Annotated in this window: 19 protein-coding genes; 11 read left to right on the forward strand and 8 right to left on the reverse strand. The window is 72.8% G+C overall.

Annotated elements, in window-relative coordinates; all coding sequences use genetic code 11:
* Positions 1-17 precede the first annotated feature (17 nt).
* The gene (locus BIV01_RS15875; RefSeq protein ID WP_071303463.1) at positions 18-971 is read right to left on the reverse strand and encodes an aldo/keto reductase; all 954 of its coding nucleotides are present in this window, start codon (positions 969-971) and stop codon (positions 18-20) included.
* A 105-nt stretch (positions 972-1,076) separates the two neighbouring features.
* Here BIV01_RS15875 and BIV01_RS15880 point away from each other — a divergent pair, with 105 nt between their 5' ends.
* Positions 1,077-1,721, forward strand: coding sequence for a HEAT repeat domain-containing protein (locus BIV01_RS15880; protein ID WP_071303464.1), 645 nt, complete (start codon positions 1,077-1,079; stop codon positions 1,719-1,721).
* 418 nt (positions 1,722-2,139) lie between these two features.
* Entirely contained in the window at positions 2,140-3,432 is a 1,293-nt protein-coding gene (locus tag BIV01_RS15885; protein ID WP_254791855.1) for a sodium/calcium exchanger protein, read from the forward strand.
* A 351-nt stretch (positions 3,433-3,783) separates the two neighbouring features.
* Here BIV01_RS15885 and BIV01_RS15890 read toward each other — a convergent pair whose 3' ends face one another.
* Complete coding sequence (locus tag BIV01_RS15890) at positions 3,784-4,473, reverse strand: metal-dependent transcriptional regulator (protein ID WP_071294437.1); 690 nt, start codon at positions 4,471-4,473, stop codon at positions 3,784-3,786.
* On the opposite strand from BIV01_RS15890, the gene BIV01_RS15895 reads away from it, so the two are divergent.
* The 3 genes from BIV01_RS15895 to BIV01_RS15905 all read left to right on the forward strand — a co-directional run bounded on the left by BIV01_RS15895 (position 4,472) and on the right by BIV01_RS15905 (position 8,241).
* Positions 4,472-5,380 (forward strand): CPBP family intramembrane glutamic endopeptidase, encoded by a 909-nt coding sequence (locus BIV01_RS15895; RefSeq protein WP_083414086.1) that lies wholly within the window; start codon positions 4,472-4,474, stop codon positions 5,378-5,380. The genes BIV01_RS15890 and BIV01_RS15895 overlap by 2 nt on opposite strands.
* 114 nt (positions 5,381-5,494) lie before the next feature.
* Positions 5,495-7,300, forward strand: coding sequence for a phosphatase PAP2 family protein (locus BIV01_RS15900; RefSeq protein WP_083414087.1), 1,806 nt, complete (start codon positions 5,495-5,497; stop codon positions 7,298-7,300).
* Positions 7,301-7,377: 77 nt separating this feature from the next.
* Positions 7,378-8,241 carry a L,D-transpeptidase gene (locus BIV01_RS15905; protein ID WP_071303468.1) on the forward strand — a complete coding sequence of 288 codons (864 nt, stop codon included), beginning with the start codon at positions 7,378-7,380 and terminating at the stop codon, positions 8,239-8,241.
* Positions 8,242-8,259: 18 nt separating this feature from the next.
* On the opposite strand, the gene BIV01_RS15910 is transcribed toward BIV01_RS15905, so the two are convergent.
* The gene (locus BIV01_RS15910; RefSeq protein ID WP_071303469.1) at positions 8,260-9,054 is read right to left on the reverse strand and encodes a methyltransferase domain-containing protein; all 795 of its coding nucleotides are present in this window, start codon (positions 9,052-9,054) and stop codon (positions 8,260-8,262) included.
* Positions 9,055-9,056: 2 nt separating this feature from the next.
* Positions 9,057-9,854, reverse strand: coding sequence for an HAD-IIA family hydrolase (locus tag BIV01_RS15915; RefSeq protein ID WP_070417042.1), 798 nt, complete (start codon positions 9,852-9,854; stop codon positions 9,057-9,059).
* A 178-nt stretch (positions 9,855-10,032) separates the two neighbouring features.
* Here BIV01_RS15915 and BIV01_RS15920 point away from each other — a divergent pair, with 178 nt between their 5' ends.
* Together BIV01_RS15920 and BIV01_RS15925 are read left to right on the forward strand one after the other, a co-directional pair.
* Positions 10,033-10,710: a TetR/AcrR family transcriptional regulator C-terminal domain-containing protein gene (locus tag BIV01_RS15920; RefSeq protein WP_070417041.1), complete on the forward strand. Its 678-nt coding sequence runs from the start codon at positions 10,033-10,035 to the stop codon at positions 10,708-10,710.
* 28 nt (positions 10,711-10,738) lie between these two features.
* Complete coding sequence (locus BIV01_RS15925) at positions 10,739-11,404, forward strand: TrmH family RNA methyltransferase (RefSeq protein WP_071303470.1); 666 nt, start codon at positions 10,739-10,741, stop codon at positions 11,402-11,404.
* A gap of 71 nt (positions 11,405-11,475) precedes the next feature.
* Here BIV01_RS15925 and BIV01_RS15930 read toward each other — a convergent pair whose 3' ends face one another.
* Positions 11,476-12,474, reverse strand: coding sequence for a LacI family DNA-binding transcriptional regulator (locus tag BIV01_RS15930; RefSeq protein WP_071303471.1), 999 nt, complete (start codon positions 12,472-12,474; stop codon positions 11,476-11,478).
* A gap of 228 nt (positions 12,475-12,702) precedes the next feature.
* On the opposite strand from BIV01_RS15930, the gene BIV01_RS19480 reads away from it, so the two are divergent.
* Both BIV01_RS19480 and BIV01_RS19975 read left to right on the forward strand, forming a co-directional pair.
* Positions 12,703-13,599, forward strand: a complete 897-nt coding sequence (locus BIV01_RS19480; protein WP_071303472.1) for a hypothetical protein — start codon at positions 12,703-12,705, stop codon at positions 13,597-13,599.
* A 10-nt stretch (positions 13,600-13,609) separates the two neighbouring features.
* On the forward strand, positions 13,610-14,413 hold the full coding sequence (locus BIV01_RS19975; RefSeq protein ID WP_071303473.1) for an NAD-dependent epimerase/dehydratase family protein: 804 nt from the start codon (positions 13,610-13,612) through the stop codon (positions 14,411-14,413).
* A gap of 91 nt (positions 14,414-14,504) precedes the next feature.
* Here the strand turns inward: BIV01_RS19975 and BIV01_RS15945 are convergent, their stop codons facing one another.
* From BIV01_RS15945 to BIV01_RS15955, 3 genes are read right to left on the reverse strand one after another with little or no spacing between them, the layout of a single operon-like run.
* On the reverse strand, positions 14,505-16,574 hold the full coding sequence (locus BIV01_RS15945; RefSeq protein WP_071303474.1) for a YhgE/Pip family protein: 2,070 nt from the start codon (positions 16,572-16,574) through the stop codon (positions 14,505-14,507).
* Positions 16,571-17,269 carry a hypothetical protein gene (locus BIV01_RS15950; RefSeq protein ID WP_070417037.1) on the reverse strand — a complete coding sequence of 233 codons (699 nt, stop codon included), beginning with the start codon at positions 17,267-17,269 and terminating at the stop codon, positions 16,571-16,573. Before BIV01_RS15950 ends, BIV01_RS15945 begins: the two co-directional genes overlap by 4 nt.
* Positions 17,266-17,940: a TetR/AcrR family transcriptional regulator gene (locus BIV01_RS15955; RefSeq protein ID WP_083295408.1), complete on the reverse strand. Its 675-nt coding sequence runs from the start codon at positions 17,938-17,940 to the stop codon at positions 17,266-17,268. Before BIV01_RS15955 ends, BIV01_RS15950 begins: the two co-directional genes overlap by 4 nt.
* A gap of 161 nt (positions 17,941-18,101) precedes the next feature.
* On the opposite strand from BIV01_RS15955, the gene BIV01_RS15960 reads away from it, so the two are divergent.
* Both BIV01_RS15960 and BIV01_RS19980 read left to right on the forward strand, forming a co-directional pair.
* A complete protein-coding gene (locus BIV01_RS15960) occupies positions 18,102-21,773 on the forward strand; it encodes a S8 family peptidase (protein WP_071303475.1) in 3,672 nt (1,223 codons plus the stop codon).
* Positions 21,774-21,881: 108 nt separating this feature from the next.
* Complete coding sequence (locus BIV01_RS19980; protein WP_156794772.1) at positions 21,882-22,052, forward strand: hypothetical protein; 171 nt, start codon at positions 21,882-21,884, stop codon at positions 22,050-22,052.
* Positions 22,053-22,105: the final 53 nt, after the last annotated feature.

The following is a 22,105-nucleotide window of genomic DNA, read 5'->3' on the forward strand; positions in this document are numbered from 1 at the left end:
GGTCGACCGCGCCGGTGTCAGGCCGCGGCCGACACCTTCCCCGACACGTCGGAGAGGGTCCGCAGCTCGTCGGCGCTGAGCTCCAGTTCCGCCGACGCCAGCAGTGCCGGCAGCTGCTCGGTGTTGCGTGCGCTGGCGATCGGCGCGACGACGTCCGGCTGCGCCTGCAGCCACGCGAGAGCGACCGTCGCGACCTCGGTGCCGCGGTCCTGGGCGATCGTGGCGAGCGCGTCGACCACCGCGAGCCCCGCCTCGTTGAAGTAGCCGGAGACCTGGCCCTCGCGGTCCTTGCCGGCGAAGTCCTCCTTCGTGCGGTACTTGCCGGTGAGGAAGCCCGCCGCCAGGGAGAAGTACGGCACGACCCCGAGGTGCTCGGTGGCGGCCAGGGGAGCGATGTCCGACTCGTACGGTTCGCGGGTGACCAGGTTGTAGTGCGGCTGGATCGCGACGGGCAGGGCGAGGTCGTTCTCCCGCGCGATGCGGATCCACTCCGCCGCCCGCTCCTTCGAGTAGTTCGAGATGGCCGTGTACCGGACGAGGCCGTCGCGCACGAGCTGGTCGAACGCGCGCACGGTCTCCTCGAGCGGGGTCGACTCGTCGTCGAAGTGCGCGTAGTACAGGTCGATCCGGTCGGTGCCGAGCCGCCCGAGGCTCGCGCGTGCGGCCGCGGCGACGTTCGTGGCGGAGAGGCCCTGGAACTGCGGGTGCTGGGAGACCTTCGTGGCGATGACGACGTCGTCGCGCTTGCCGGACGTTGCGAGCCACGAGCCGATGACCTGCTCGGACTCGCCGCCGGAGTTCTCGGGTGCCCAGGCGGAGTAGACGTCCGCGGTGTCGACGAAGTCGCCGCCGGCCGCGGTGTAGGCGTCGAGCACCTGGTGGGAGGTCTGCTCGTCGGCCGTCCAACCGAAGACGTTGCCGCCGAGGGCGAGGGGGAACACCGTGAGGTCACTGGTACCGATGCGGGGCATGGGGATCCTTTCGTGGTCGTGTCGAACGAACCCGCCCACGCTATGCCTCGACCCTTGGCGGGCGGTCTCCGGACGTCACGCAGGACGGTGCGCTTGCATGGGGCCATGTCCGCGCTCACCACCGCACTCGCCGACCCGCGCTCGTCCGTCCGCCTCCGCGCCGTCATGGCCGCGGGGACGCACCCGGACCCGGCGGACCTCGACGTGCTGGTGGAGCAGTGCGCCGTCGAGCCGGACTTCTTCGTCCGCGACATGCTCACGTGGGCGCTCATCCGGCTCCCCGCCGACGCGGTCGTCCATCGGGTGCTGCCCGAGCTCGACCGACCGCTGCCGCAGGCCCGGAGCCAGGCACTGCACACCCTCTCGAAGATCGGCGACCCCGCGGTCTGGCCGTCGGTGCGGCCCCTGCTGCGGGACTCCGACGTCGGGGTCCTCCGGGCGGCGTGGCGCACCGCGGCCGCACTCGTCCCGGACGCCGAGCGGGACGCCCTCGCCCGGACGCTCGCGGAGCACCTCGGCCGTGGCGACCAGGAGACCCGGCTCAGTCTGTCCCGTGCCCTGGTCGCACTCGGCGAGGACGCCGTGCGACCGGTCCTCGACGACGCCTCGGCGCGCGGTGCGGAGGACGTCCGAGCGCACGTGGCCGAGGTCGACCGCCTGCTCCGGGACCCGGACGCCGCGAGTGCCCTCGCCGTCGAGCGCGCTCGCCGCGAGGTCGCCCTCGGCCGCACCCGCTCCGCGAAGGGGTAGCGCGCGCGGCGCGCGGCGCCCCGCGCGTCCCGCGCCGCGTCGTTTCGTGAGCAGAAACGGTCGAGTCGGCGGAGGCGACCCGACCATTCCTGCGCACGAAACGCGGTGGGCGCGACCCGACGACGGACGGGAGGCGCGATTCGCCGCCGCCACGCGCCTCCAGGCCGTTCCGGGGCGGGTCGGGGAACACCGGGATTCGGGATGCCGAACAGGCCCGATCGGCTTGCGTGAGCGGATCTGAGCGCGCCAAGGTGGTGGCGAAGGGGAGTAGCTCCCAGCGCGTGCATCGACACACTGGCCATCACGACGATCGGCCCGGTGCACGTGGCCCTCGAGGCGAGCGAGACCTTCGGCCGTTCCGCCATGGCCGAAGCCGCTCCCGTGTGTGCAGCGTCATGGCTCGACCACGAGGACCACCATGACCGACACCCTGTCTCCTGCTCCGACGCCCGGCGTCGTGGCGTCCCGGATGGGCGCCAGCGCCTGGGGCCGCATCGCGATCTGCATCGCCATCGCCCTGCCCGCCGTCGTCTTCCGGATCGGCGGGTTCGCGCCGAACCCCGTCGTCGACCTGCTCGTCTTCGGCGGTGCCGTCGTCGCCGCCTCGTTCCTGCTCGCCTGGGCCGCCGAGGCCGCGCAGAAGGACATCGCCGGCGCCCTCGCGATCGCGATCCTCGCCCTGATCGCCGTGCTCCCCGAGTACGCGGTCGACCTGTACTACGCGTTCCGCTCCGGGTACGACCCCTCGTACGAGCAGTTCGCCGCGGCCAACATGACCGGCTCGAACCGGCTGCTGCTCGGGTTCGGGTGGCCCCTCGTGGTGATCATCTCGCTGCTCGTGGCGCGCCGGTTCGTCCGGACCGGGTCGCTCCCCGCCTCGGCCACCCGGGTGCTCGAGCTCGAGCGGTCCTCGCGACTCGACATCGGGTTCCTGGCGCTCCTGGCCCTCGTCGCGTTCCTCATCCCGCTGATGGGCTCGATCCCGATGTGGTTCGGGTTCGTGCTGCTCGCCGCGTTCGTCTGGTACCTCTGGCGGGCGTCGAAGGTCGAGGACGGCGACGACGACGAGGAGGAGATGGTCGGCATGGCGGGCAACATCGCCTCGATGCCGCAGCGTGGGCGTCGCTGGACGATCGTGGCGCTGTTCGTCGTCGCCGCGGCCGTGATCCTGTCCTCGGCGGAGCCGTTCGCGGACGCGCTCGTGCAGTCCGGCAGCGCGCTCGGGATCGACAGCTACTTCCTCGTGCAGTGGCTCGCGCCGCTCGCCACCGAGGCGCCGGAGTTCATCGTCGCCGCGCTCTTCGCGCTGCGGGGGATGGGCGGGGCGGCGATCGGCACGCTCATCGCGTCGAAGGTCAACCAGTGGTCGCTGCTCGTCGGGTCGCTGCCGATCGCGCACGTGCTCGGCGGTGGCACCTCGGGCGGGCTGCCGCTCGACGGTCGGCAGGTCGAGGAGTTCATGCTGACCGCGTCGCAGACCGTGCTCGGCGTGGCGATCATCATCGCGCTGCGGTTCCACCGGTGGTCGGCGATCGGGCTCGCGGCGCTGTTCGCGGTGCAGTTCTTCGTGACGGACACGAACGGGCGGTGGGTGCTCAGCATCGTGCACCTCGTGGCGGCGGTCGTGGTGTTCTGGATCAACCGGCGGGAGATCCTGCCGACGGTGACGGCGCCGTTCCGCCGGGCGTCGTCCCCCGTGTTGCGCGGCTGACGCGCGGCGCGCGTGGGCGCGTGCGGCGGGGGCGCGCGGCGCCGAGGTCGCGTGTTCTGCCGGATGGCGGGCGTGCGGGCGGCGCTTCGTGCGATCTCGGCGGACGTGAGCGGCATGTCGTGCGACCGCGGCGTGGCGCCGACGGGAGGCGCGGTGCGGGCTGGCACCGCGCCTCCCGTCGGTCCGGTGGGTGCGTTCTGGACCTCGTGAGGTCGCGTTTTCTGCCGGATGGCGGGCGTGCGGGCGGCGCTTCGTGCGATCTCGGCGGACGTGAGCGGCATGTCGTGCGACCGCGGTGCGGCGCAGCCGCGAGCGGCGCAGCCGCGAGCGGCGCGACGGGCGGGCGGGGCGTCAGTCGGCGTCGGGGGCGAGCCAGATCGCGGACGCCGCCGCCGCGGGCAGGTCCACGAGGGACTCCGACCCGTCCGACGACCGCCGGGACACCGCGATGACGCCCGCGTAGTCCCGCACCTGCTCCACGCGCAGGTGCGTGCCGAGCCCGACCCCGAGCTCGTCGAAGTACCGCAGCAGCGAGGGGTCGTCGTCGGACACCCGGTCGACGGTGCCGCACGCCCCGGGCTCGATGGCCCCGAGCAGGGTCCCGGGGGAGTCGGGCACGGTGCCGTCCGCGCGCGGGATCGGGTCGCCGTGCGGGTCGTGCGTCGGGTGCCCGAGGTCGGCGTCGACCCGGTCGAGGAAGGTCTCCGACACCGCGTGCTCGAGGGCTTCGGCCTCGGTGTGGACCTCGTCCCACGAGTACCCCAGCCGCTGCACGAGGAACGTCTCGATCAGCCGGTGCCGCCGGACCATCGCCACGGCGACCTGCTGGCCGAGCGGGGTGAGCACGACGCCGTAGTACGGGGTGTGCTCGATGAGGCCGTCGCGATCGAGCTTCCGGAGGTTGCCCGAGACCGTCGACGCGGACACCTTGAGCGCCGCGGCGATGTCGCGGGTGGCCAGGCCCGTCCCGCCGCGCTCACTCGCCTTCCAGACGAGCTTCACGTAGTCCTCCGCCATCGTGGACAGGGAGGGCAAGCGCATGCCCCAATGGTACAAACGGCAGGTGACCGCCGCCGACCCCTCCCGCCGCCGCCGCTGGCCCGTTCCGCCGTCGCTGCTCGTCGGCCTCGCACCGCTCGTGGCGTTCGCGGCCGTCAGCGCATGGCGGGCCCGGCCGAGCGACGACTACCCGACCCTCGGACAGACGGTGGACAGCGTCGTCCGGTCGCTCGTCGTCCCGGAGGGCATCGCCGCCGTCGCACTCTGCCTCGTCGTGACCGGACTCGGCTGGTGGCGCATCGCGACCGTCGACCCGACGCGCACGCGCCTGCGGTGGACGATGGTGGCGCCGATCCTCGTCGCGGTCGTGTGCATCGTGCGGCTGCCGCTCGTGGACTGGTCGGCGCTGCCGGTCCGCTACTTCCTGCTGCTCGCCGTGGGGGTGCTGCTCGTCGGGGTCTTCGAGGAGCTGATGACCCGCGGCGTCCTGCTCGTCGGGCTCCGGCGGCGCCTGCCCGAGTTCGGCGTGTGGATCGCGTCGTGCGCGCTGTTCGGGGTGCTCCACCTGCTCAACGCCCTCGCCGGGGCCGGTCTCGGGGTGACGCTCGTGCAGGTCGTGTTCGCGGCGTCGTTCGGTTCGACGCTCTACGTCGCGCGTCGGCTGACCGGGAACCTGCTCCTGCCGGTGCTGCTGCACGCGTTCTGGGACTTCGGGTCGATCGGCCTCTCGGCGACGACGGACGTGCAGGACCCGTCGAAGCTCGTCGTCGTCGGCGTGATCGGGCTGCTGTCCTTCGCGGTCCTCGCGTTCGGGGTCGTCGCCGGCGGGGTGATCGCGTGGCGGGACGACCGGCCGCGCCGCCTGCGGCGCCGGTGGCGGACCGTGCCGCCCATGGGGGCGTACGCGGTGCTGGGCGACGAGCCGCGCCTCCCGTCCGCCGTGTGGTGACGACGGACGGACGGGAGGCGCGGGGCTGCGAGTGCGCACAGGCTGCGGTCCGGTTCACCTCGGCTTGGTGCACCGTTCCCCGCTCGGCAACCACCCGTCCTTAGCGTTCGGCGCATGCACAGATCAGCACTCCGCGGGGTGACCGTCGCCGCCGTCGCGACCGCCCTCGTCGTCGGCTCGCCCCTCGTCGCCACCGCGGCGGGGTACCCGAGCGACACCGCCAAGCCCGACCTCGTCTCCCTGCTGAGCGGGTACGACCAGTACTGGAAGTCGAGCGGGACGAACGACCTGCACGGCACCGTGCTCGATGCCGGGACGCTGGCGGAGAACGACCGGCTGACCTCGTGGATCAACCAGCACGCCACGAAGGCGCAGCAGCTGAAGGCGCTGCAGGACTCCGAGTACCAGAACGCCACGAACACCGCCTACGACCAGTCGATGACGGTGTCGCAGGGGCTCGGTCCGGCACTCGAGAAGATCTACGTCGAGGGTCGGAACGCCGGGAAGCTGCCGCTGACCTCGGCGGTGGTGAACTCCTCGAACGGCACGAGCGGCGCGTACGTCAGCACGGGTGACGCGAAGGCGCACTACAGCTACCCGCGGCCGTACCTGCCGGCGAGCAGCACCGCGACGCTGCCCGCGACCGACGACCAGACCGGCTGCGCCCCGGCGAAGGTGAACGCGTCGTCGCTCGCCGCGAACCGCGCCGGCAAGGCCTGGGCATCGGCGGACGGGACGCTCGACATCACGCGGGTGCCGGTCGCCACGGACACGTCGCACGAGTTCTCGCCGAACGACGTCGTGCTCGACCCCGGGTACGGCACCGCCGGCATCTGCACGGGCGGCTCGTACCCGAGCGGCCACACCACCACGGCGTACCAGGCGGGCATCACCCTCGCCACGCTCGTGCCGGAGCTGGCGCCGGAGCTGCTCGCCCGCGCTTCCGAGGCCGGCAACGACCGCATCGTGCTCGGCGTCCACTACCCGCTCGACATCATGGGCGGGCGCATCGACGGCGAAGCTGCACTCGCGGCCCGCTGGTCGGACACCCAGTACCGCACCGAGGTCCTCGAGCCGGCGCGGAAGGAACTCGTCTCGTACCTCGAGCAGCAGTGCGGCGACACGCTCGCGAACTGCATCGCCCACTCGACGGCGTACTCGGACGACCCGTACGGCGGGGCCGCGATCCCCGGTGGCACCGCCCAGGTGGTCACCGACCGCGCCTCGGCCGCGGCGGTCTACCGCGAGCGGATGACCTACGGCTTCGCGGCGACCGGCACCACCGGGCTCGCCCCCTCGGTGCCGACCGGTGCGTCGAACCTGCTCCTCACCGCGTTCCCGACCCTGACCGACGCGCAGCGCACCGCCGTGCTCGCCCAGACCGAGATCGCGTCGGGCTACCCGCTCGACCAGTCCGGTTCGGCCGCGGGCTCGTGGGAGCGTCTCGACCTCGCTGCCGCCACGAGCGCCACGGTCGCGGTGTCGGCCGACGGCACCGCCAAGGTCCTCTCGACCGGCGGCACCGCTCGCGTCGTGACCGGCGTCCTCACGGCGCCGAAGGGCACCTCGGTCGCTGCCGGAGGGTCGCTCGCGCTGGCCGGCACCGGGTTCACCCCGGGGGCCTCGGTCCGGGTCGTCCTGCACTCCACCCCGGTCACGGTGGGCACGCTCACCGTCGCGGCGGACGGCACGGTGTCCGGCAGTGTCACCATCCCGGCCGGCACGGCCACGGGATCGCACACCATCGACGTGGTCGACGCCTCCGGCGCCTCGGCGCTCGTCGCACCGCTCGCGATCACGGTGACCCCGGCCGCTGCCGGGTCGGGCACGGGCACCGGTGGCACGGGAGCCGGGACCGGCGGCACCGGCACCGTCGTCGACCAGGGGACGGGCATCCACATGCCGGTCGTCTCCGGCTGATCGCGGGCCGGCCGGCGTCCGTCCCGTGCGGCGGCGCCGGCCGCCTTCCCATCCCCGCCACCCCTGGAGCACCCCCCATGCGCACACGCACCCTCTGGACCGCCGGCGTCGCTGCCGCGGTCGTCCTCGCCGGGGCGGTCGCCGTCCCCTTGCTCGGGTCCACCCCGGTCGCCTCGGCGCCCGTTCCGTCGGCATCGGCGACGCGGTCCCACGTCGCCCCGGCCGTGCCGCACGTCGGGGCCGCCGCGCTCGCCGCACTGCCGGAGGCGCAGTACTCGGCGGTCATCGGCGGGCTCATGCCGTTCGACCGGACCATCACCTCGGACACCGTGTTCCAGCTCCGGGCCGACGCACCCCTGTTCGGCGCGGCGCGGACCACACCGGTCGCGCGGTTCGCCGCCTCCGACTTCCTCCGCCAGCCCACCACGGTCGTCGGGGTCGAGCGCGACGGGGACTGGGAGCGTGTCCTCACCCCGGCGCGCCAGCAGCTACCCTCGGCCGCCGGGGGATCGGCGGCGGCGCAGACCTCGGCGTGGGTACCGGTGGCGTCGCTCCGGGAGGTGTCGACCCCGACCTCCCGCGTCGTCATCTCGACGACGGACCAGTCCGTGTCGATCGTCTCGTCGGACGGCGGGGCCGTGCAGCGGTTCCGCGCCGGGGTCGGCACGGCGGACACCCCGACGCCGACCGGGGTCACCGGCTACCTCGAGCAGCGGTACGTCGACCCCGCCCAGGGGACCGGCGACCACCCGATCCAGCTGACCTCGCTGCACTCGAGCGCGGCCGACGAGCCGTACGGCGGGCACGACGGCGGGCTGATCGGGCTGCACTGGAACGCGACGACCTCGGGTGCGGTGTCGCACGGCTGCGTGCGGCTCGACGCCGAGGCGGTGGCGGCGGTGGACGCCCTGCCGCTCGGCACCCTCGTCACGGTCGAGTAGGGCGCCGCGCGGCGCCGGTCAGGGCTTGCGGCCGACGGCGAAGACCCGCCGGAACGGGTACACCGTGCCGTGCGCCCCCGCCGGGTACGCCGACCGCAGCGCCGCCGCGTACTCCGCCTCGTACGCCGCGGTCGACGCGCCGGACGGGTCCGCCGCGTCGAGCGCCTGCAGCGCCGGACGGAGCCCGGTCCCGCGCACCCAGTCGAGCACCGGGTCGACGCCCGGCAGGAGCTGGGCGTAGGTGGTCTCCCACGCGCGGGCCTCGAACCCGGCGTCGAGCATGATGCCGAGGTAGCCCGCCGGGTCGAGCACCGGATCCTCGCGGAGGACACCGGCCAGCGCCGGCGCCCACGGCCCGGAGGCGGCGACGGACCGCATGAGCGCGTGCGACGGCGACCCGAAGTTGCCCGGCACCTGCATCGCGAACCACGACCCGGACGGCATCGCGTCGAGCCACCGCGGCAACAGCGACACGTGCGACGGCACCCACTGGAGCGCCGCGTTCGTCACGACGACGTCGTCCGTGGGGCCTGGCGTCCAGTCCTCGATCGAGCCCAGCTCGAACGACAACCCGGGGCCGCTCGGCGCCGACGCCAGCATCTGCGCCGAGCTGTCGATCCCGACCACCGACGCGGAAGGCCACCGCGCTGCCAACGTGGCGGTGAGGGTCCCGGGGCCGCAGCCGAGGTCGACGACGCGACGTGGCGCCTCCTGGCCCGCACCCGCCGGCCACGCGATCTGCGCGACGAGGTCGTGGAAGGGCCGCGCGCGGTCGTCCGCGAAGGCGGCGTAGCGCGACGGATCCCAGCGCATCGCTACAGCTCCACCTCGAAGGGTTCCGTGCGGACGAGCTCGTGGACGCCGGAGATGACCTCGCTCGGGCGGAAGGGGTAGCGGTCGATCTCGGCCTGGTCGCTGATGCCGGTCATGACGAGGACGGTGTGGAGTCCTGCCTCGATGCCGGCCTGCACGTCGGTGTCCATCCGGTCGCCGATCATGCCGGTGTTCTCGGAGTGGGCGCCGATCCGGTTCATCGCCGAGCGGAACATCATCGGGTTCGGCTTGCCGACCACGTACGGCTGCTTGCCGGTGGCCTTCTCGATCATCGCGGCGATGGCGCCGGTCGCCGGGAGGACCCCCTCGGCCGACGGGCCCGTCGCGTCGGGGTTCGTGACGATGAAGCGGGCACCGTCGCGGATGAGGCGCACGGCCTTGGTGATCGCCTCGAACGAGTAGTTGCGGGTCTCGCCGACGACGACGTAGTCGGGGGCGGTCTCGGTCATGATGAAGCCGGCCTCGTGCAGGGCCGTGGTCATGCCGGCCTCGCCGATGACGAACGCGGAGCCGCCGGGCATCTGGGACTTGCAGAAGTCGGCGGTGGCGAGGGCGCTCGTCCAGATGCGCTCCTCGGGGACGTGGATGCCGGACCAGCGGAGCCGGGCGCTGAGGTCACGCGGGGTGAAGATCGAGTTGTTGGTCAGGACGAGGAACTCCGTGCCCTCGTCGAGCCACTGCTGGATCAGCTCCGGCGCCCCGGGGAGCGCCTGGTTCTCGTGCACGAGCACGCCGTCCATGTCGGTCAGCCAGCACTCGACCTCGTCGCGGGTTGCCATGCCCCTCACCCTAGTGCGCGCCCGTGACGGCCCGGCTCGGCGTCGGCTCGGAGAAGGCCGGGAGGCACGGATCGGCTCTTGCGCGCCGGTCGCGGACCCGAGATGGTCGAGACACCGAACGCCGCTCGGCTTTGCCCTAGGCTTTTCGGGACACGTACTGGAAGAAGGAGGACGCCCCGTGCTCGTCGAACCCGGAACCCCGCCCGTCGCACCCCGGCCCGTCACGGCGCCGGAGCAGGCCGAGGCGACTCCGCGACGGCGCCGTGGCCGCCCCAACGTCCTCAGCCGCGAGCAGGTGATCGACGCCGCGACGGCCATCGCGAACGAGGACGGCCTCGACCGGCTGTCCTTCCGCGCGCTCGGCGTCCGGCTCGGCGTCGCACCGATGACCGTGCACCGGACGATCGGCGGCCTCGACGACCTGCACGCCGAGCTCGTCCGCCGCACGGTCGACGAGTTCACGGCGACGTTCGTCTGGCCGGACGAGTGGCACGCGGTCGTCCGGACGTTCGCCACGACCTTCCGCGACCTCATGCTGACCCACCCCCTCGTGCTCGAGTCGCACAGCCGCCGCGGGGCCCTGGTCTCGACGGAGTCCGACGCGGTCGTGGCGAAGGTCGTCGGTGCGCTCCGGTCGGCCGGCCTGCCCGACGCCGAGGCGATGTACGCGTTCTTCGTCGTGTACGACTTCGTGGTCGGGCACACCGGCGTGCAGGTCGGCCGGGGCTCGGCCGCGGCAGGTCGTCCGGAGCGGCACGAGCTCGTGGCGGAGATCCTCGGTTCGCACTCGTACGAGGACCGGTTCGCGCTGGGGCTCGACGTCCTCATCGCGGGGATCGAGTCCCGGATCCGGTGACCGGCGACCCCGCCGTACGCTTGGGGGCGTGACCGCAGTCCCCGAACCGTCCCACGAGCGGACGACGAACGGGGTCGGGCCGCACCCCGAGCCCTGGCCGGACGACCCGCGGCTCGACCCGGAGCTCCTGGCGACCGGGGACACCCGCAACGTCGTCGACCGGTTCCGCTACTGGTCGATGGACGCCATCGTCGCCGAGCTCGACACCCACCGCCACGCGTTCGACGTGGCGATCGAGAACTGGCAGCACGACCTCAACATCGGGTCGATCGTGCGGAGCGCCAACGCGTTCCTCGCCGGCACCGTGCACATCGTCGGGCGCCGTCGGTGGAACAAGCGCGGCGCGATGGTCACCGACCGGTACCAGCACGTCCGGTACCACCCCGACGTCGCCGCCTTCCTCGAGGCCATGCGCGACGAGGGCCGCCCGGTGATCGCGATCGACAACACCCCCGGGGCCTCCCGCATCGAGACGGCGCCGATCCCGGAACGGTGCGTGTTCCTGTTCGGGCAGGAGGGCCCCGGGCTGACCGACGAGGCCGTCGCCGGGGCGGACGGACACCTCGAGATCACGCAGTTCGGGTCGACGCGGAGCATCAACGCCTCGGCGGCCGCGGCGATCGTCATGCACAGCTGGGTCGTCCAGCACGCGGAGATCGACCGCACCAGCGGGGCCGACGGCACCGCGCTCTGAACCCTGCACCTGTCGGCCGCAGCCGGCGGGGCGGGGGTGAGCCGCGCCTCCAGTCCGCTACTGCGTCGGCGTCAGCGCGCCGCGGTGGTGCGCCGCGCGACCAACCGGGGCTCGACCAGGACCTCGGTGGCCGCCGACGTCGGGTCGGCGATCCGCGCGAGGAGCCGCTCGCCGGCGCCGCGCCCGATCTCGACACTGCGGTCGTCGATGCTCGTGAGCCCCACGTACCGCGTCGCCGCGAGCGGGGTGTCGTCGTAGCCCATGACCGACACGTCCTCGGGGACGCGCAGCCCACGCTCGGCGAGCTCGGACAGTGCGCCGAGCGCCATCACGTCGTTCGCGGCGAAGACCGCCGTCACCTCGGGGTGCGCGTCGAGGAGTTGCGCCAGGGCGCGCGACCCGGCCTCCTCGGTGGGCTCGCCCGGGAGCACGACCGTCGCGACCTCGGCGCGGCCGTCGACACCGGCGGTGAACCCCGTGCGTCGTTCGTCGGACGCGGCCGACGAGGCGCCGACGAACCCGAGGCGCGTGTGGCCGAGGGCGAGCAGGTGCTCCGCGGCCATCGCCCCGCCCGCGCGGTCGTCGTTCGCCACGGTGTCCGCCCGGGGGATCGCGACGCGGCCGCCGGCGATGACGAGCGGGGTCGAGGCGGGGATCGCGAGGTCGGTGTCGGGCTCGCCGGCGATGACGATCCCCTCGACGCGCATGGACAGGAAGCCCTCGACCGGCGAGGCGTCGAGCCCGGTGTTGAGGAAGCGGTCCGCGACGACGAGCCGGTGGCCCTGGTCCTGCAGCGCCTCGCGCAGGCCGGTCAGCAGGTCGACGAACCACTGGTTCCGGAAGTCGTCGAGGACGACGCCGATCGTCCGGGAGCGCGTACCGGCGAGCGACACCGCGGCCGTGGAGGGGCGGTAGTCGAGCTCCTGGATCGCCTTGAGCACCGCGTCACGCCGCTGCTGGCTCACCCGCGGGGAGCGCTGCAGGACGAGCGACACGAGGGACTTCGAGACCCCGGCGCGCGCGGCGACGTCGTAGATGGTCGCGGGTTTGCCGGCTCCCATGATCTGCATCGACCTCCGTGGCTCTCCCGTCGATGGTAGCGGGGGCCGCGCGCGTGCGGCGCGCCGGGGGCGCGGCCGCTTCGTGAGCAGAAATGGTCGGGTGCCTGGTCCCGGCCCGACATCTTCTGCTCACGATCTGCGCGTGGTCACTCCTCCACACGGGAGGCGCGGTGCGAGTTGTGCACGAGTGCTTCGGTACGCGGGCGGTGCGGGAGCGCGGGGCGCGAGGGTGACCGCATGCGACCACGCCCGCTTCCGCCCGCGCTCCGCAACCGCGCGTTCGACGTCCACGCCGCGGACCGTGCAGGAGTCTCCCGACAGCGACTCCGACGGAGCGACCTCGTCCGGCCCACCCGTTCGATCCGGTGGGCCCGCGACCGCCCACCCGACGCCGTGCACCGGATCCGAGCCCTCCGGCCGGTCCTGCTGCCCGGACAGTTCGTCAGCCACGTCTCCGCCGCCGTGCTCTGGGGGCTGCCCGTCCCGGTCGACGACGAGGCGCCGGTGCACGTCACGAGTCCGATCCCGACCGCCCAACCGCGTCGCACGGGCGTGGTCGGACACCGGATCACGCCCGACCGAGCGGACGTCGCCGAGCGGTGGGGCATGCCCGCGAGCACTCCCGCAGCGCTGTGGGTCGACTGCGGCGCGATGCTGACGACCGACGAGCTCGTCGTGCTCGGCGACGCGATCGTGACCGAGCCACGGTGTCGCACGACGATCGACGACCTCCGGACCGCACTCGTCCGGGCCGGAGCCCGAGCAGGCGTCCGGAAGCTGCGGACGGCGATCGAGCTGGTCCGGGTCGGTGCCGGCTCGCCCCAGGAGACGCGGGCGCGGCTCGCGATCATCCGCGCGGGCCTTCCCGAACCGGAACTACAGGTAGAGATCCGAGACGAGGCAGGGTCCTTCGTCGGTCGGGTCGACATGGCCTACCCGCGGCACCGCGTCCTCATCGAGTACGAGGGCGACCACCACCGCACGGATGCCGCGCAGTGGGCCAGCGACCTCCGGCGCTACCGCGAGGCCGAGCGCCTCGGCTGGGTCGTCGTCCGGTGGTCGCGCTCGGACCTCACCCGGTACCTCGCCGAGGCCATCGGACACCTGCGGTCGGTGCTCACACGCCGGGGGTAGCGTCCGGGCAATGGCGACGCTGCTCATCACCGGGGCCGCAGGACGCATCGGCGCTGCAATCCGGCCCCGACTCCTCGCGGCCGGTCACGACCTCGTGCTGTTCGACGAGCGCACGCCGGACGACCCACCGACCGGCGGTGAGCGCTTCGTGCCCGGGTCGGTGCACGACGCCGATGCCCTCGACGACGCGCTGATCGGCGTCGACACCGTCGTCCACCTGGCGGGCATCCCGACCGAGGCCGCGTGGGACGACCTCGTCGCGGCGAACCTCACCGGGACGAAGAACGTGCTCGAGCGAGCGGCCGCGGCCGGGGTCCTCCGGGTCGTCCAGGCGAGCTCGATCCACGCCGTCGGCCGAGTGCCCGAGCCGCTCGACGAACCGGGGAGCGTGCCCGGGGACCGGCTGCCCCGTCCGGACACGTACTACGGCGTGACGAAGGCCGGGATGGAACTCCTCGGCAGTCTCTTCGCTGACCGATTCGGGATGTCGATCGTCTCGGCACGCATCGGGGCGTTCGGCGAGCAGCCGTCGTCCGGTCGTGCGCTCCTGATGTGGAGCTCGCCGGACGACCTGGTGCGGTTGGTGCTGGCGACCATCGCGCTCCGGGGCCCGGGGCACCACGTCGTGTGGGCGCTGTCCCGGAACACCGGGTCCCCGGCCGACCTCACCGCAGGGGAGCGGATCGGCTTCGTGCCGGTCGACGACGCCTCGGGCGTGCTGGACCCCGACGCCCGTGCGGCCCTGCCCGCCGAGGACCTCCGCTACCTCGGCGGCGACATGGTCGAGCTGCCGCTCGGGCGAAGCACTTCGTGAGCAGAAATGGTCGGGTTCCCTGAGGCCACCCGACCATTTCTGCTCACGAAGCGGCGCGGGGCGCGCCCGGCGCGCGCCCGCCCCGCCCCCGCTACCCGATCAGGCTCGGGCGCAGGTCGCGCAGCGTCCGCGACCGGGTCTGCCGCGCCGTCACGACGAACGACACCAGGAGCGCCCCGAGCAGCCAGCACGCGAGCACGCCCGCATCGGACCACGCCGCACCGAGGTCCCCGCCGTACATCGTCTGCCGGATCGCGTCGACCGAGTACGTCATCGGCAGCGCGAAGTGCAGCGCCGCCAACGGCCCCGGCAGCGTCTGCCACGGGAACGTCCCGCCGGCGGTGACGAGCTGCACGAGCATGAGCACCAGGCCGAGGAACTGCCCCACCGAGCCGAGCAGCACGTTCAGCGCCATGATGATCGCCGCGAACGTGGCCGATGCCAGCACCATGACCCCGATCGTCGCCCCGGCGTGCACGACGTTCAGGTCGAGGGCGAACCGGACGATGAAGAACAGCGCCACCATCTGCACGAGTCCGAGCAGCGCCGGCGTCAGCCATCCGCCGAACACCACCGCGAGGGGCTTCCGCACCGCGGTGATCGCCCGCTTCGAGATCGGCTTGAGGATGAGGAACAGCGCGTACATGCCGATCCAGGCCGCGAGGGAGATGAAGAACGGCGCGAGACCGGCCCCGTAGTTGTCCGCCGCCGCGACGTTGTCGTCCCCGACCTTGACCGGGTCCGAGATCACCGACGCCTGGTCCTCACGCTGCGAGGCGTTCGACGCCGGGATCTTCGTGCGGCCCTCGTCGAGCTTCGAGGCGAGCTCGGACGAGCCGCTCTGCAGCTTCGTCAGCCCGGACGCCAACGACTTCGCGCCGTCGTCGGCCGAGGCCGCTCCGGACGCCAAGGAAGCCGCGCCGGACGACAGCGTGGGCGCGGCCGACGCGAGCTGCGAGGTGCCAGAGGCCACCTGCGACGAGCCGGACGCCAACTGCGCGGCACCGTCCGCAGCGGAGGAGACCCCGCCGGCCAGGGTGGGGGCCGCCGTCGCCAGGGCGGAGGTGCCGGCCGCGACCTGGGCGGACCCGTCGCGCAGCTGGTCGACGCCTTCGAGCGCGGCCTTGGCCTTCGCGAGATCAGCCTTCGTCTTGTCGTCACCGAGCTGCGCGTCGACGGTGGAGGTGATGACCGCCTGCACCTCCGGCGTCAGTTCCACGCCACGGTCCGCGGCGGCCTTCGTGATCGCCGCGGTCACGGTGTCGGGGGAGAGGCCGTTCAGCGCGTCGAGCGCCGGATCGGTCTGGTCGGCCAGTGCCTTGTTGCCGGCCGCGACCTTCTGGGCACCCTCGTTCAGCTGCGCGGTCTGCGCCGGCAGCGACGCGGTCTGCTGCTTCGCCGTCTGCAGTCCCGAGGACAGTGTCGCCGCCCCGGAGGCGACCTGCTGGGCGCCCTGGTCGAGCGCAGCGGTCTGCGACGGCAACGCGGCGGTCCCGTCCGCGAGCGTCGCCGCCCCGGAAGCGAGCTTGCCGGTGCCGTCCGCGAGCGTGGCCGCGCCCGACGCAGCGGACTTCGCACCGGAGGCGAGCTGCCCCGCGCCGTCGACCGCGTCGCCCAGGCTGTCGCGCACGTCGGCGAGGCCCACGAGCAGGGTCTTCGCCGCCTGCTTGCCGACCCGCTCGGCGACGGCTGTGCGCATCGTCTTGCCCGCCTGCTCCGCGATGGTCGAGGCGAGGTACGAGTTCGTGTCCGCCGTCGTCATCACGAGCTCGGCACGCTTCGGGTCGTCCGACTGCGCGGAGACGAGGGACTCCGAGAAGTCGTGCGGGATCGTCACGACGAAGTCGTACGTGCCGTTCCGGACGCCGGAGCGCGCGTCGGCCGCGGTCGTCTTCGTCCACTTGAAGTCGGCGCCGTCGATGGCCTCCTTCGTGACGTCCTTGCCGTAGTCGACGTGGTCGCCGTCGAGCGTCGCCCCGGCGTCCTGGTCGACGATGGCGGCGGGGACCTGGTCGAGCTTCGCGTACGGGTCGCGGTTCGCCCAGAGGTAGGCGCCGCCGTACAGCAGCGGCACGACCATGAGCGCGATGAACGCGAGTCGTGCGAGCGGGGTCGCGGTGAGTCGCGCCAGTTCGGCGCGGACGAGCGAGGTGGTGGTCACGCGGTCGCCTCCGTGGGCAGGTGGTCGGTGTCGGACTGGAGGCGCGGGTCGTCTCCGTCAGGTCGGGCCACGTCCTCGGGGTCCTCGGTCTGGATGGTGTCGAGCAGGTGTTCGACGGTCGCGGCTGCGGCCTTGGAGGTCACGAGCACGACGGTCACGCCGCGGCGGGCGACGTCGCGGACGACCGCGAACCACCCCTCCACGGCGCCGCCGTGCCGTTCGGGCGAGGTGATGACGAGCCCGGTCACCCCGTCCCGCAGCAGGGCGAGTTCGACGAGGAGCCGGACCCGCACGTCGGTCGGGACCCGCTGCACGTGCGTGTCGGCGTAGTCCCGCAGGCCGAGCTCGTCGAGCACGGTGTCGACGTGCTCGCGGGAGGGCCGCTGTCCGGCGAAGGCGAGCTCCTCGCGCACGATGCGCTTGAGGCTCATCACGGGGAAGGGCTCGGCGATGCCCGGCGTGTCCACGAGGGCGAACGTCCTCCGGACCGCCGCGGCGTCGTCGTGCCCGTCGAGCAGCACGCGACCGGTCTCGGGCCGCATGCGCCCGCCGGCGACGAGCGAGGCGAGCACGGGTGCCTGCTCCGTCTCGACGGCGACGACACCCGGGCGGCCGGGGGCGGCGACGGCGGAGACGACGGGCAGCGCGGCACCGGGCTCGTCGCCGATGCCGACGTGGTCGAGTTCGAGCGTCATGCGCGGTCCTTCTCTGTGGAGACCTTCGTGGTGCTGGTAGTGGAGGGGGTGGCGGCCGGCTCGGAGAGCGAAGCGGTGCGCCAGTCGATGCCGGCCATCCCGAGCGCCGAGAGGACGACCATGCGGCGTCCGTCGTCGTCGGAGGTGCCGGAGCGCGTGGCTTCGTCGAGCACGGCGATGCAGGCGCCCTCGACGAGTCGGCCGAGCGTCGCGGGGTCGACGTCGTCGCGCATGGTGCCGTCGGCGATCCCGAGGGCGCACGCGTCGCGGACCTGGGCGCGCAGGGGTGCGAACACCGCGGCCACGGACTCGCTGAACGGGCTGCGGATCGCGACCCGGGCCATCGATCGGACGTGGGACACCTCGGACCACAGCGTCACCGCGATGGCGGCGAGCCGAGCGGCCGGTGGGAGTGCGCCGAGGTCCGCCGCGGTCGGCATCGCACCGGCGACACGGGCGGCCCCGGCGGTGACGACCTCGCGCACGAGGTCGTCACGGGAGGGGAAGTGTCCGTAGACCGCACGCCGGGAGAGTCCCGCGGCGGACGCGATCGTCTCGAGCGAGACGTCCGGGTCCGCCTGGAGCGCGGTCTTCGCCGCCTCGATCAGGGCAGCCCGGTTCTCCGTCGCGTCCCGGCGGGGAGCGCGTGCGGGCTGGTCAGGAGTGGTCACGCACCCCATCGTAATAACGTGCACACACGTGTGCAAGTTATCAGTTCCGGCACCCCCGACCGAGGGTGGTCCCCCAAAGTGCCGACTGCGCTCCCTGAGAGCAAGCGCATAACTTCACAGCAATTCCATGAAGAACACGGACGGAGCCAGGAGTGCGCCTTTTGAACCGTGCAACACCGAACGACAACCCGAACCCGAACCCCCATCGCATCGCACGCGTCCTGACCGCCGGCATCGCCGCCGCGGCCCTCGCGTGCGGTGGGCTCGCCGTCGGTGGGGCGGCCTCCGCGGCCCCGTCCGGCCTCTCGCCCGCCGACCTGAAGATCGCGCAGCCGCTGCGTGACGCGAAGCCACAGAAGACGATCGCGGCGTTCGTGCGCACGACCGGCCAGGGCGCCCTCGAGGTCGACGCGAAGGCCAAGGGCGGCGACCTGACGAAGTCGAAGACGCAGTCCTCGGCCGCGAAGCAGCGCGTCAAGGCGATCGGCTCGACCGTCGACGCGGTCCGCGCTGCCGTCAAGCAGTCCGACGCGGACGCCACCGAGCTCTACTCGACCGAGTACACCGTCCCGGGCATCGCCGTCGTCGCCGACGTCGAGGCGCTCCGGAAGGTCGCGGCGCGCTCCGACGTCGCGAGCATCATCCCGCTCACGCCGAAGAAGGTCGTCGAGCCGACGGTCAACGAGGATGCCTCGGCGGCCCCGTCCGGCGTCGACCCGAGCCTCGCGAAGCCGGGCGCGGACGGCGTCAGCCCGAAGAACGCGGCGAGCGACGTGTACACGCGGGCACTCAACGCGTGGCAGCAGACCGGCCACACCGGCAAGGGCGTCAACGTCGCCGTGCTGGACACCGGCCTCGACTACACCCAGGCGGACTTCGGCGGCCCCGGCACCACGGCCGCCTACGACGCTGCCCTCGCCTCGACGAGTGCGCCTGCCCAGGGCTCGTACGACCCGCAGAAGTTCCTCGGCGGGTACGACTTCGCCGGGCCGACCTACAACGCGGACCCCACCGACCCCGACACCTACCAGCCGGTGCCCGCGCCGGACGACAACCCGATCGACGGCAAGGGCGGCGACCACGGCACGCACGTGTCCGGCACGATCGCCGGCTACGGCCTCGACGCCGACAAGCAGACCTTCGACGGCGACTACACCAAGCTCACCACGCAGCAGGTGCAGGACATGTGGATCGGTCCGGGCACCGCGCCCGAGGCCGGCCTCTACGCCCTCAAGGTGTTCGGCGACGGCGGCGGCTCGACCGACCTCACCGGTGCCGCGCTCGACTGGGTCGGCCAGTCGCTGACCGAGGGCAAGGACATCAACGTCCTCAACCTGTCGCTCGGTTCCGACTACGGCGCACCGGACGACCCCGACAACGCGAAGATCGACGCGCTCACCGCCCGCGGTGTCCTGCCCGTGATCGCCTCGGGCAACGCCGACGACTTCACCGACATCGGTGGCTCGCCCGGGAACGCGGAGGGTGCCCTGACGGTCGCCGCCAGCGCCACCGGCCAGTCGCTCTACGACGGTGTCCAGGTGACCGCCCCGTCCGCCGTCGCGAAGACCTACCGCGCGCAGTACTCCCAGAACTTCCAGGGCACGCTGCCAGTCGAGGGCGACGTCGTCGTCCCGACCACGAACGTCGACGGCTGCACGCCCTTCACGGGTGCGGACGCCGCGGCCGTCGCGGGCAAGGTCGTCTGGCTCAAGTGGACCGACGCCGCGCTCGAGTGCGGGTCCGGGGTCCGGTTCAACAACGTCCAGGCCGCCGGCGGCGTCGGCGTGCTCCTCGCGGGCACGATCAACACCTTCAGCTCGGGCATCGCGGGGAACGCGACCATCCCGGGTGCCGAGCTGACCAAGGACAGCGTGACGAGCCTCCTGGCCTCTGCCAAGGCCGGGACCCTGCACGTGAAGTTCGCCGACGAGCTCAAGGGCTTCGAACTCGCCACCGACCCCGAGGCCGTGAACACGCTCGCGTCGTTCACCAGCCGCGGTGTCCACGGTTCGTTCGGTGACATCGTCAAGCCGGACATCGCCGGCCCCGGGGTCAACGTGATCTCCGCGGCCAACGGCACCGGTGACGACCGCATGTCGATGAGCGGCACGTCGATGGCGACGCCGGACGTGGCGGGCATCGCCGCGCTGACGTTCGAGTCGCACCCGACCTGGTCGGCTCCGGACGTCAAGGCCGCGCTCATGAACACGGCCACGCACGACGTCAAGGACGGCTCCGGCACGGCGACCCTGCTGCGCCAGGGCACCGGCCGCGTCGACGCCCTGCAGGCCGTCACCGCCGACACCACCGTGAAGAGCGTGGAGAACGGTCAGCTCGTGACCGCCTCGTTCGGTGTCGTCGAGGTCTCGGGCAAGACCAGCGAGACCCGGTCGCTCCTCATCGAGAACACCGACTCCACGGCCCACACCTACGACGTGGCCTACCAGCCGCAGGTGTCCCAGCCGGGTGTCGCGTTCTCGCTCAGCACGAAGCGCGTCACCGTCGGCCCCGGTCGAGGTGCCGTCGTGGACCTGACGTTCACGGTCGCCGACCCGACGCAGCTCCGCCGCGTCATCGACCCCACCCAGGAGTCGGTGCAGCAGGGCTACCAGCGGGAGTTCGTCACCGCCGCGACCGGTCTCGTGACCTTCACCCCGACCGACAAGACGCTCGACCCGCTGCGCCTCGGCACGTACGTCGCGCCGAAGCCGGCCAGCGCCGTGCGCGGCTCGGGTGTGTCCTTCACCGGGTCCCAGAAGACCGCGAACCTCGCGCTGAGCGGCCGTACGGTCGACCAGGGCGGCCTGACCTCGGGCTACCACGCCGCGGTCGCACCGTTCGTGCTCGGCGGGACGGACGGTGTGGAGTCGTTCCCGACGGGTTCGGCGTCGCAGTCGCTCAAGGCCGCCGACGTCCGTGCCTACGGCGTCAGCTACGACAAGGCGTCGGACACCCTCGCGTTCGGTGTGCAGACGGCCGGTCCCGACGCCAACCCGGGCGCCGTGACCAACGTCGAGGTGTTCATCGACACGAACGGCGACGGCAAGGACGACTACCTCGTCTACGACGCGAAGTCGTCCGTGGTCGACGCGACGCTCGTCACGACGATCGACCTCGCCAAGGCTGCGCAGGCCGTCGACGACCCCGACATCGACCCGGTGGTCGACGCCTTCCCGCTCAACGGCGGTGCCCCCGGCCAGGACGTCAACACGTTCGACAGCGCCGTCAAGGTGCTGCCGGTGACGGCCTCGGCGATCGGTGCCGCGGGCAAGACCATCTCGTACCGGGTGGAGACCGAGTCGGCGTACGCGCCGGGTGCGGCCACCAGCGGGTCCTCGGTGGTCGACGTGACCTCGACGGCGAAGTTCAACCTCGCCAAGCCGACGCTCACGTTCGCCCAGGGCGGTCAGGGCGGCACGCTGTTCGCCGACAAGGGCACGCTCCAGGTCACCCGCGGCGCCGGTGTGGCCAGCGCCCGGATCCTGCTGCTGCACCTCGGCAACGCGGTCGGCAGCCAGGCCCAGAGCGCCGCGGCGACCTGGGTGGCCCCGGCACTGACGCTCGTCAAGGGCAGTGCGGTCTCCATCAGCGGCAAGCCGACGGTCGGCACGAAGCTCAAGGCGAACCACGGCACGTGGAACGGCTCGGGCGTCACGTACTCGTACCAGTGGCTCCGTGACGGCAAGGCGGTGAAGAGCGCGACGAGCTCGTCCTACAAGCTCGGCACGTCCGACGCCGGCCACACCTTCTCGGTGAAGGTCGTCGCGACGGCGAAGGGCTACCAGGACGGCACGTCGACCTCGAAGTCGACCGCCAAGGTCGCTCGCCGCTAGGCACCGACACCACCACTCGGGCCCCGTCGCACCCCAGCGACGGGGCCCGCAGTGCGTCAAGAGGACATGTAGTTAGACAAACTAGTTATCCGGTGGGAGGGTTGCAGCATGCAGACGCAGACCACCCTGAAGCAGCTCCGGGCCAACCCGATGGAGTGGCGTCGCCGTGGGCTCACCCCGCCCGACGTCATCCAGTCGATGATCGAGGAACGCCTCGCCGAGCCGGGCCACTCGGCCCCGGTGGGCGACCCGTCGTACCAGGACTTCTTCCGCAGCTGAGCGCGCGAGCGCGACCCGCTCGGGGACTGGAGGCGCGGTGCCGGCTGGCACCG

This window comes from Curtobacterium sp. MCBA15_013 (assembly GCF_001865095.1).
Classification (GTDB): Bacteria; Actinomycetota; Actinomycetes; order Actinomycetales; family Microbacteriaceae; genus Curtobacterium.

What these genes read in the sequence shown, in the direction of transcription:
- BIV01_RS15875 (WP_071303463.1), bottom strand. Translation starts at nt 971, where the DNA reads ATGCCCCGCATCGGTACCAGTGACCTCACGGTGTTCCCCCTCGCCCTC.
- BIV01_RS15880 (WP_071303464.1), top strand. Translation starts at nt 1,077, where the DNA reads ATGTCCGCGCTCACCACCGCACTCGCCGACCCGCGCTCGTCCGTCCGC.
- BIV01_RS15885 (WP_254791855.1), top strand. Translation starts at nt 2,140, where the DNA reads ATGACCGACACCCTGTCTCCTGCTCCGACGCCCGGCGTCGTGGCGTCC.
- BIV01_RS15895 (WP_083414086.1), top strand. Translation starts at nt 4,472, where the DNA reads ATGCCCCAATGGTACAAACGGCAGGTGACCGCCGCCGACCCCTCCCGC.
- BIV01_RS15890 (WP_071294437.1), bottom strand. Translation starts at nt 4,473, where the DNA reads ATGCGCTTGCCCTCCCTGTCCACGATGGCGGAGGACTACGTGAAGCTC.
- BIV01_RS15900 (WP_083414087.1), top strand. Translation starts at nt 5,495, where the DNA reads ATGCACAGATCAGCACTCCGCGGGGTGACCGTCGCCGCCGTCGCGACC.
- BIV01_RS15905 (WP_071303468.1), top strand. Translation starts at nt 7,378, where the DNA reads ATGCGCACACGCACCCTCTGGACCGCCGGCGTCGCTGCCGCGGTCGTC.
- BIV01_RS15910 (WP_071303469.1), bottom strand. Translation starts at nt 9,054, where the DNA reads ATGCGCTGGGATCCGTCGCGCTACGCCGCCTTCGCGGACGACCGCGCG.
- BIV01_RS15915 (WP_070417042.1), bottom strand. Translation starts at nt 9,854, where the DNA reads ATGGCAACCCGCGACGAGGTCGAGTGCTGGCTGACCGACATGGACGGC.
- BIV01_RS15930 (WP_071303471.1), bottom strand. Translation starts at nt 12,474, where the DNA reads ATGCAGATCATGGGAGCCGGCAAACCCGCGACCATCTACGACGTCGCC.
- BIV01_RS19480 (WP_071303472.1), top strand. Translation starts at nt 12,703, where the DNA reads ATGCGACCACGCCCGCTTCCGCCCGCGCTCCGCAACCGCGCGTTCGAC.
- BIV01_RS19975 (WP_071303473.1), top strand. Translation starts at nt 13,610, where the DNA reads ATGGCGACGCTGCTCATCACCGGGGCCGCAGGACGCATCGGCGCTGCA.
- BIV01_RS15950 (WP_070417037.1), bottom strand. Translation starts at nt 17,269, where the DNA reads ATGACGCTCGAACTCGACCACGTCGGCATCGGCGACGAGCCCGGTGCC.
- BIV01_RS19980 (WP_156794772.1), top strand. Translation starts at nt 21,882, where the DNA reads ATGCAGACGCAGACCACCCTGAAGCAGCTCCGGGCCAACCCGATGGAG.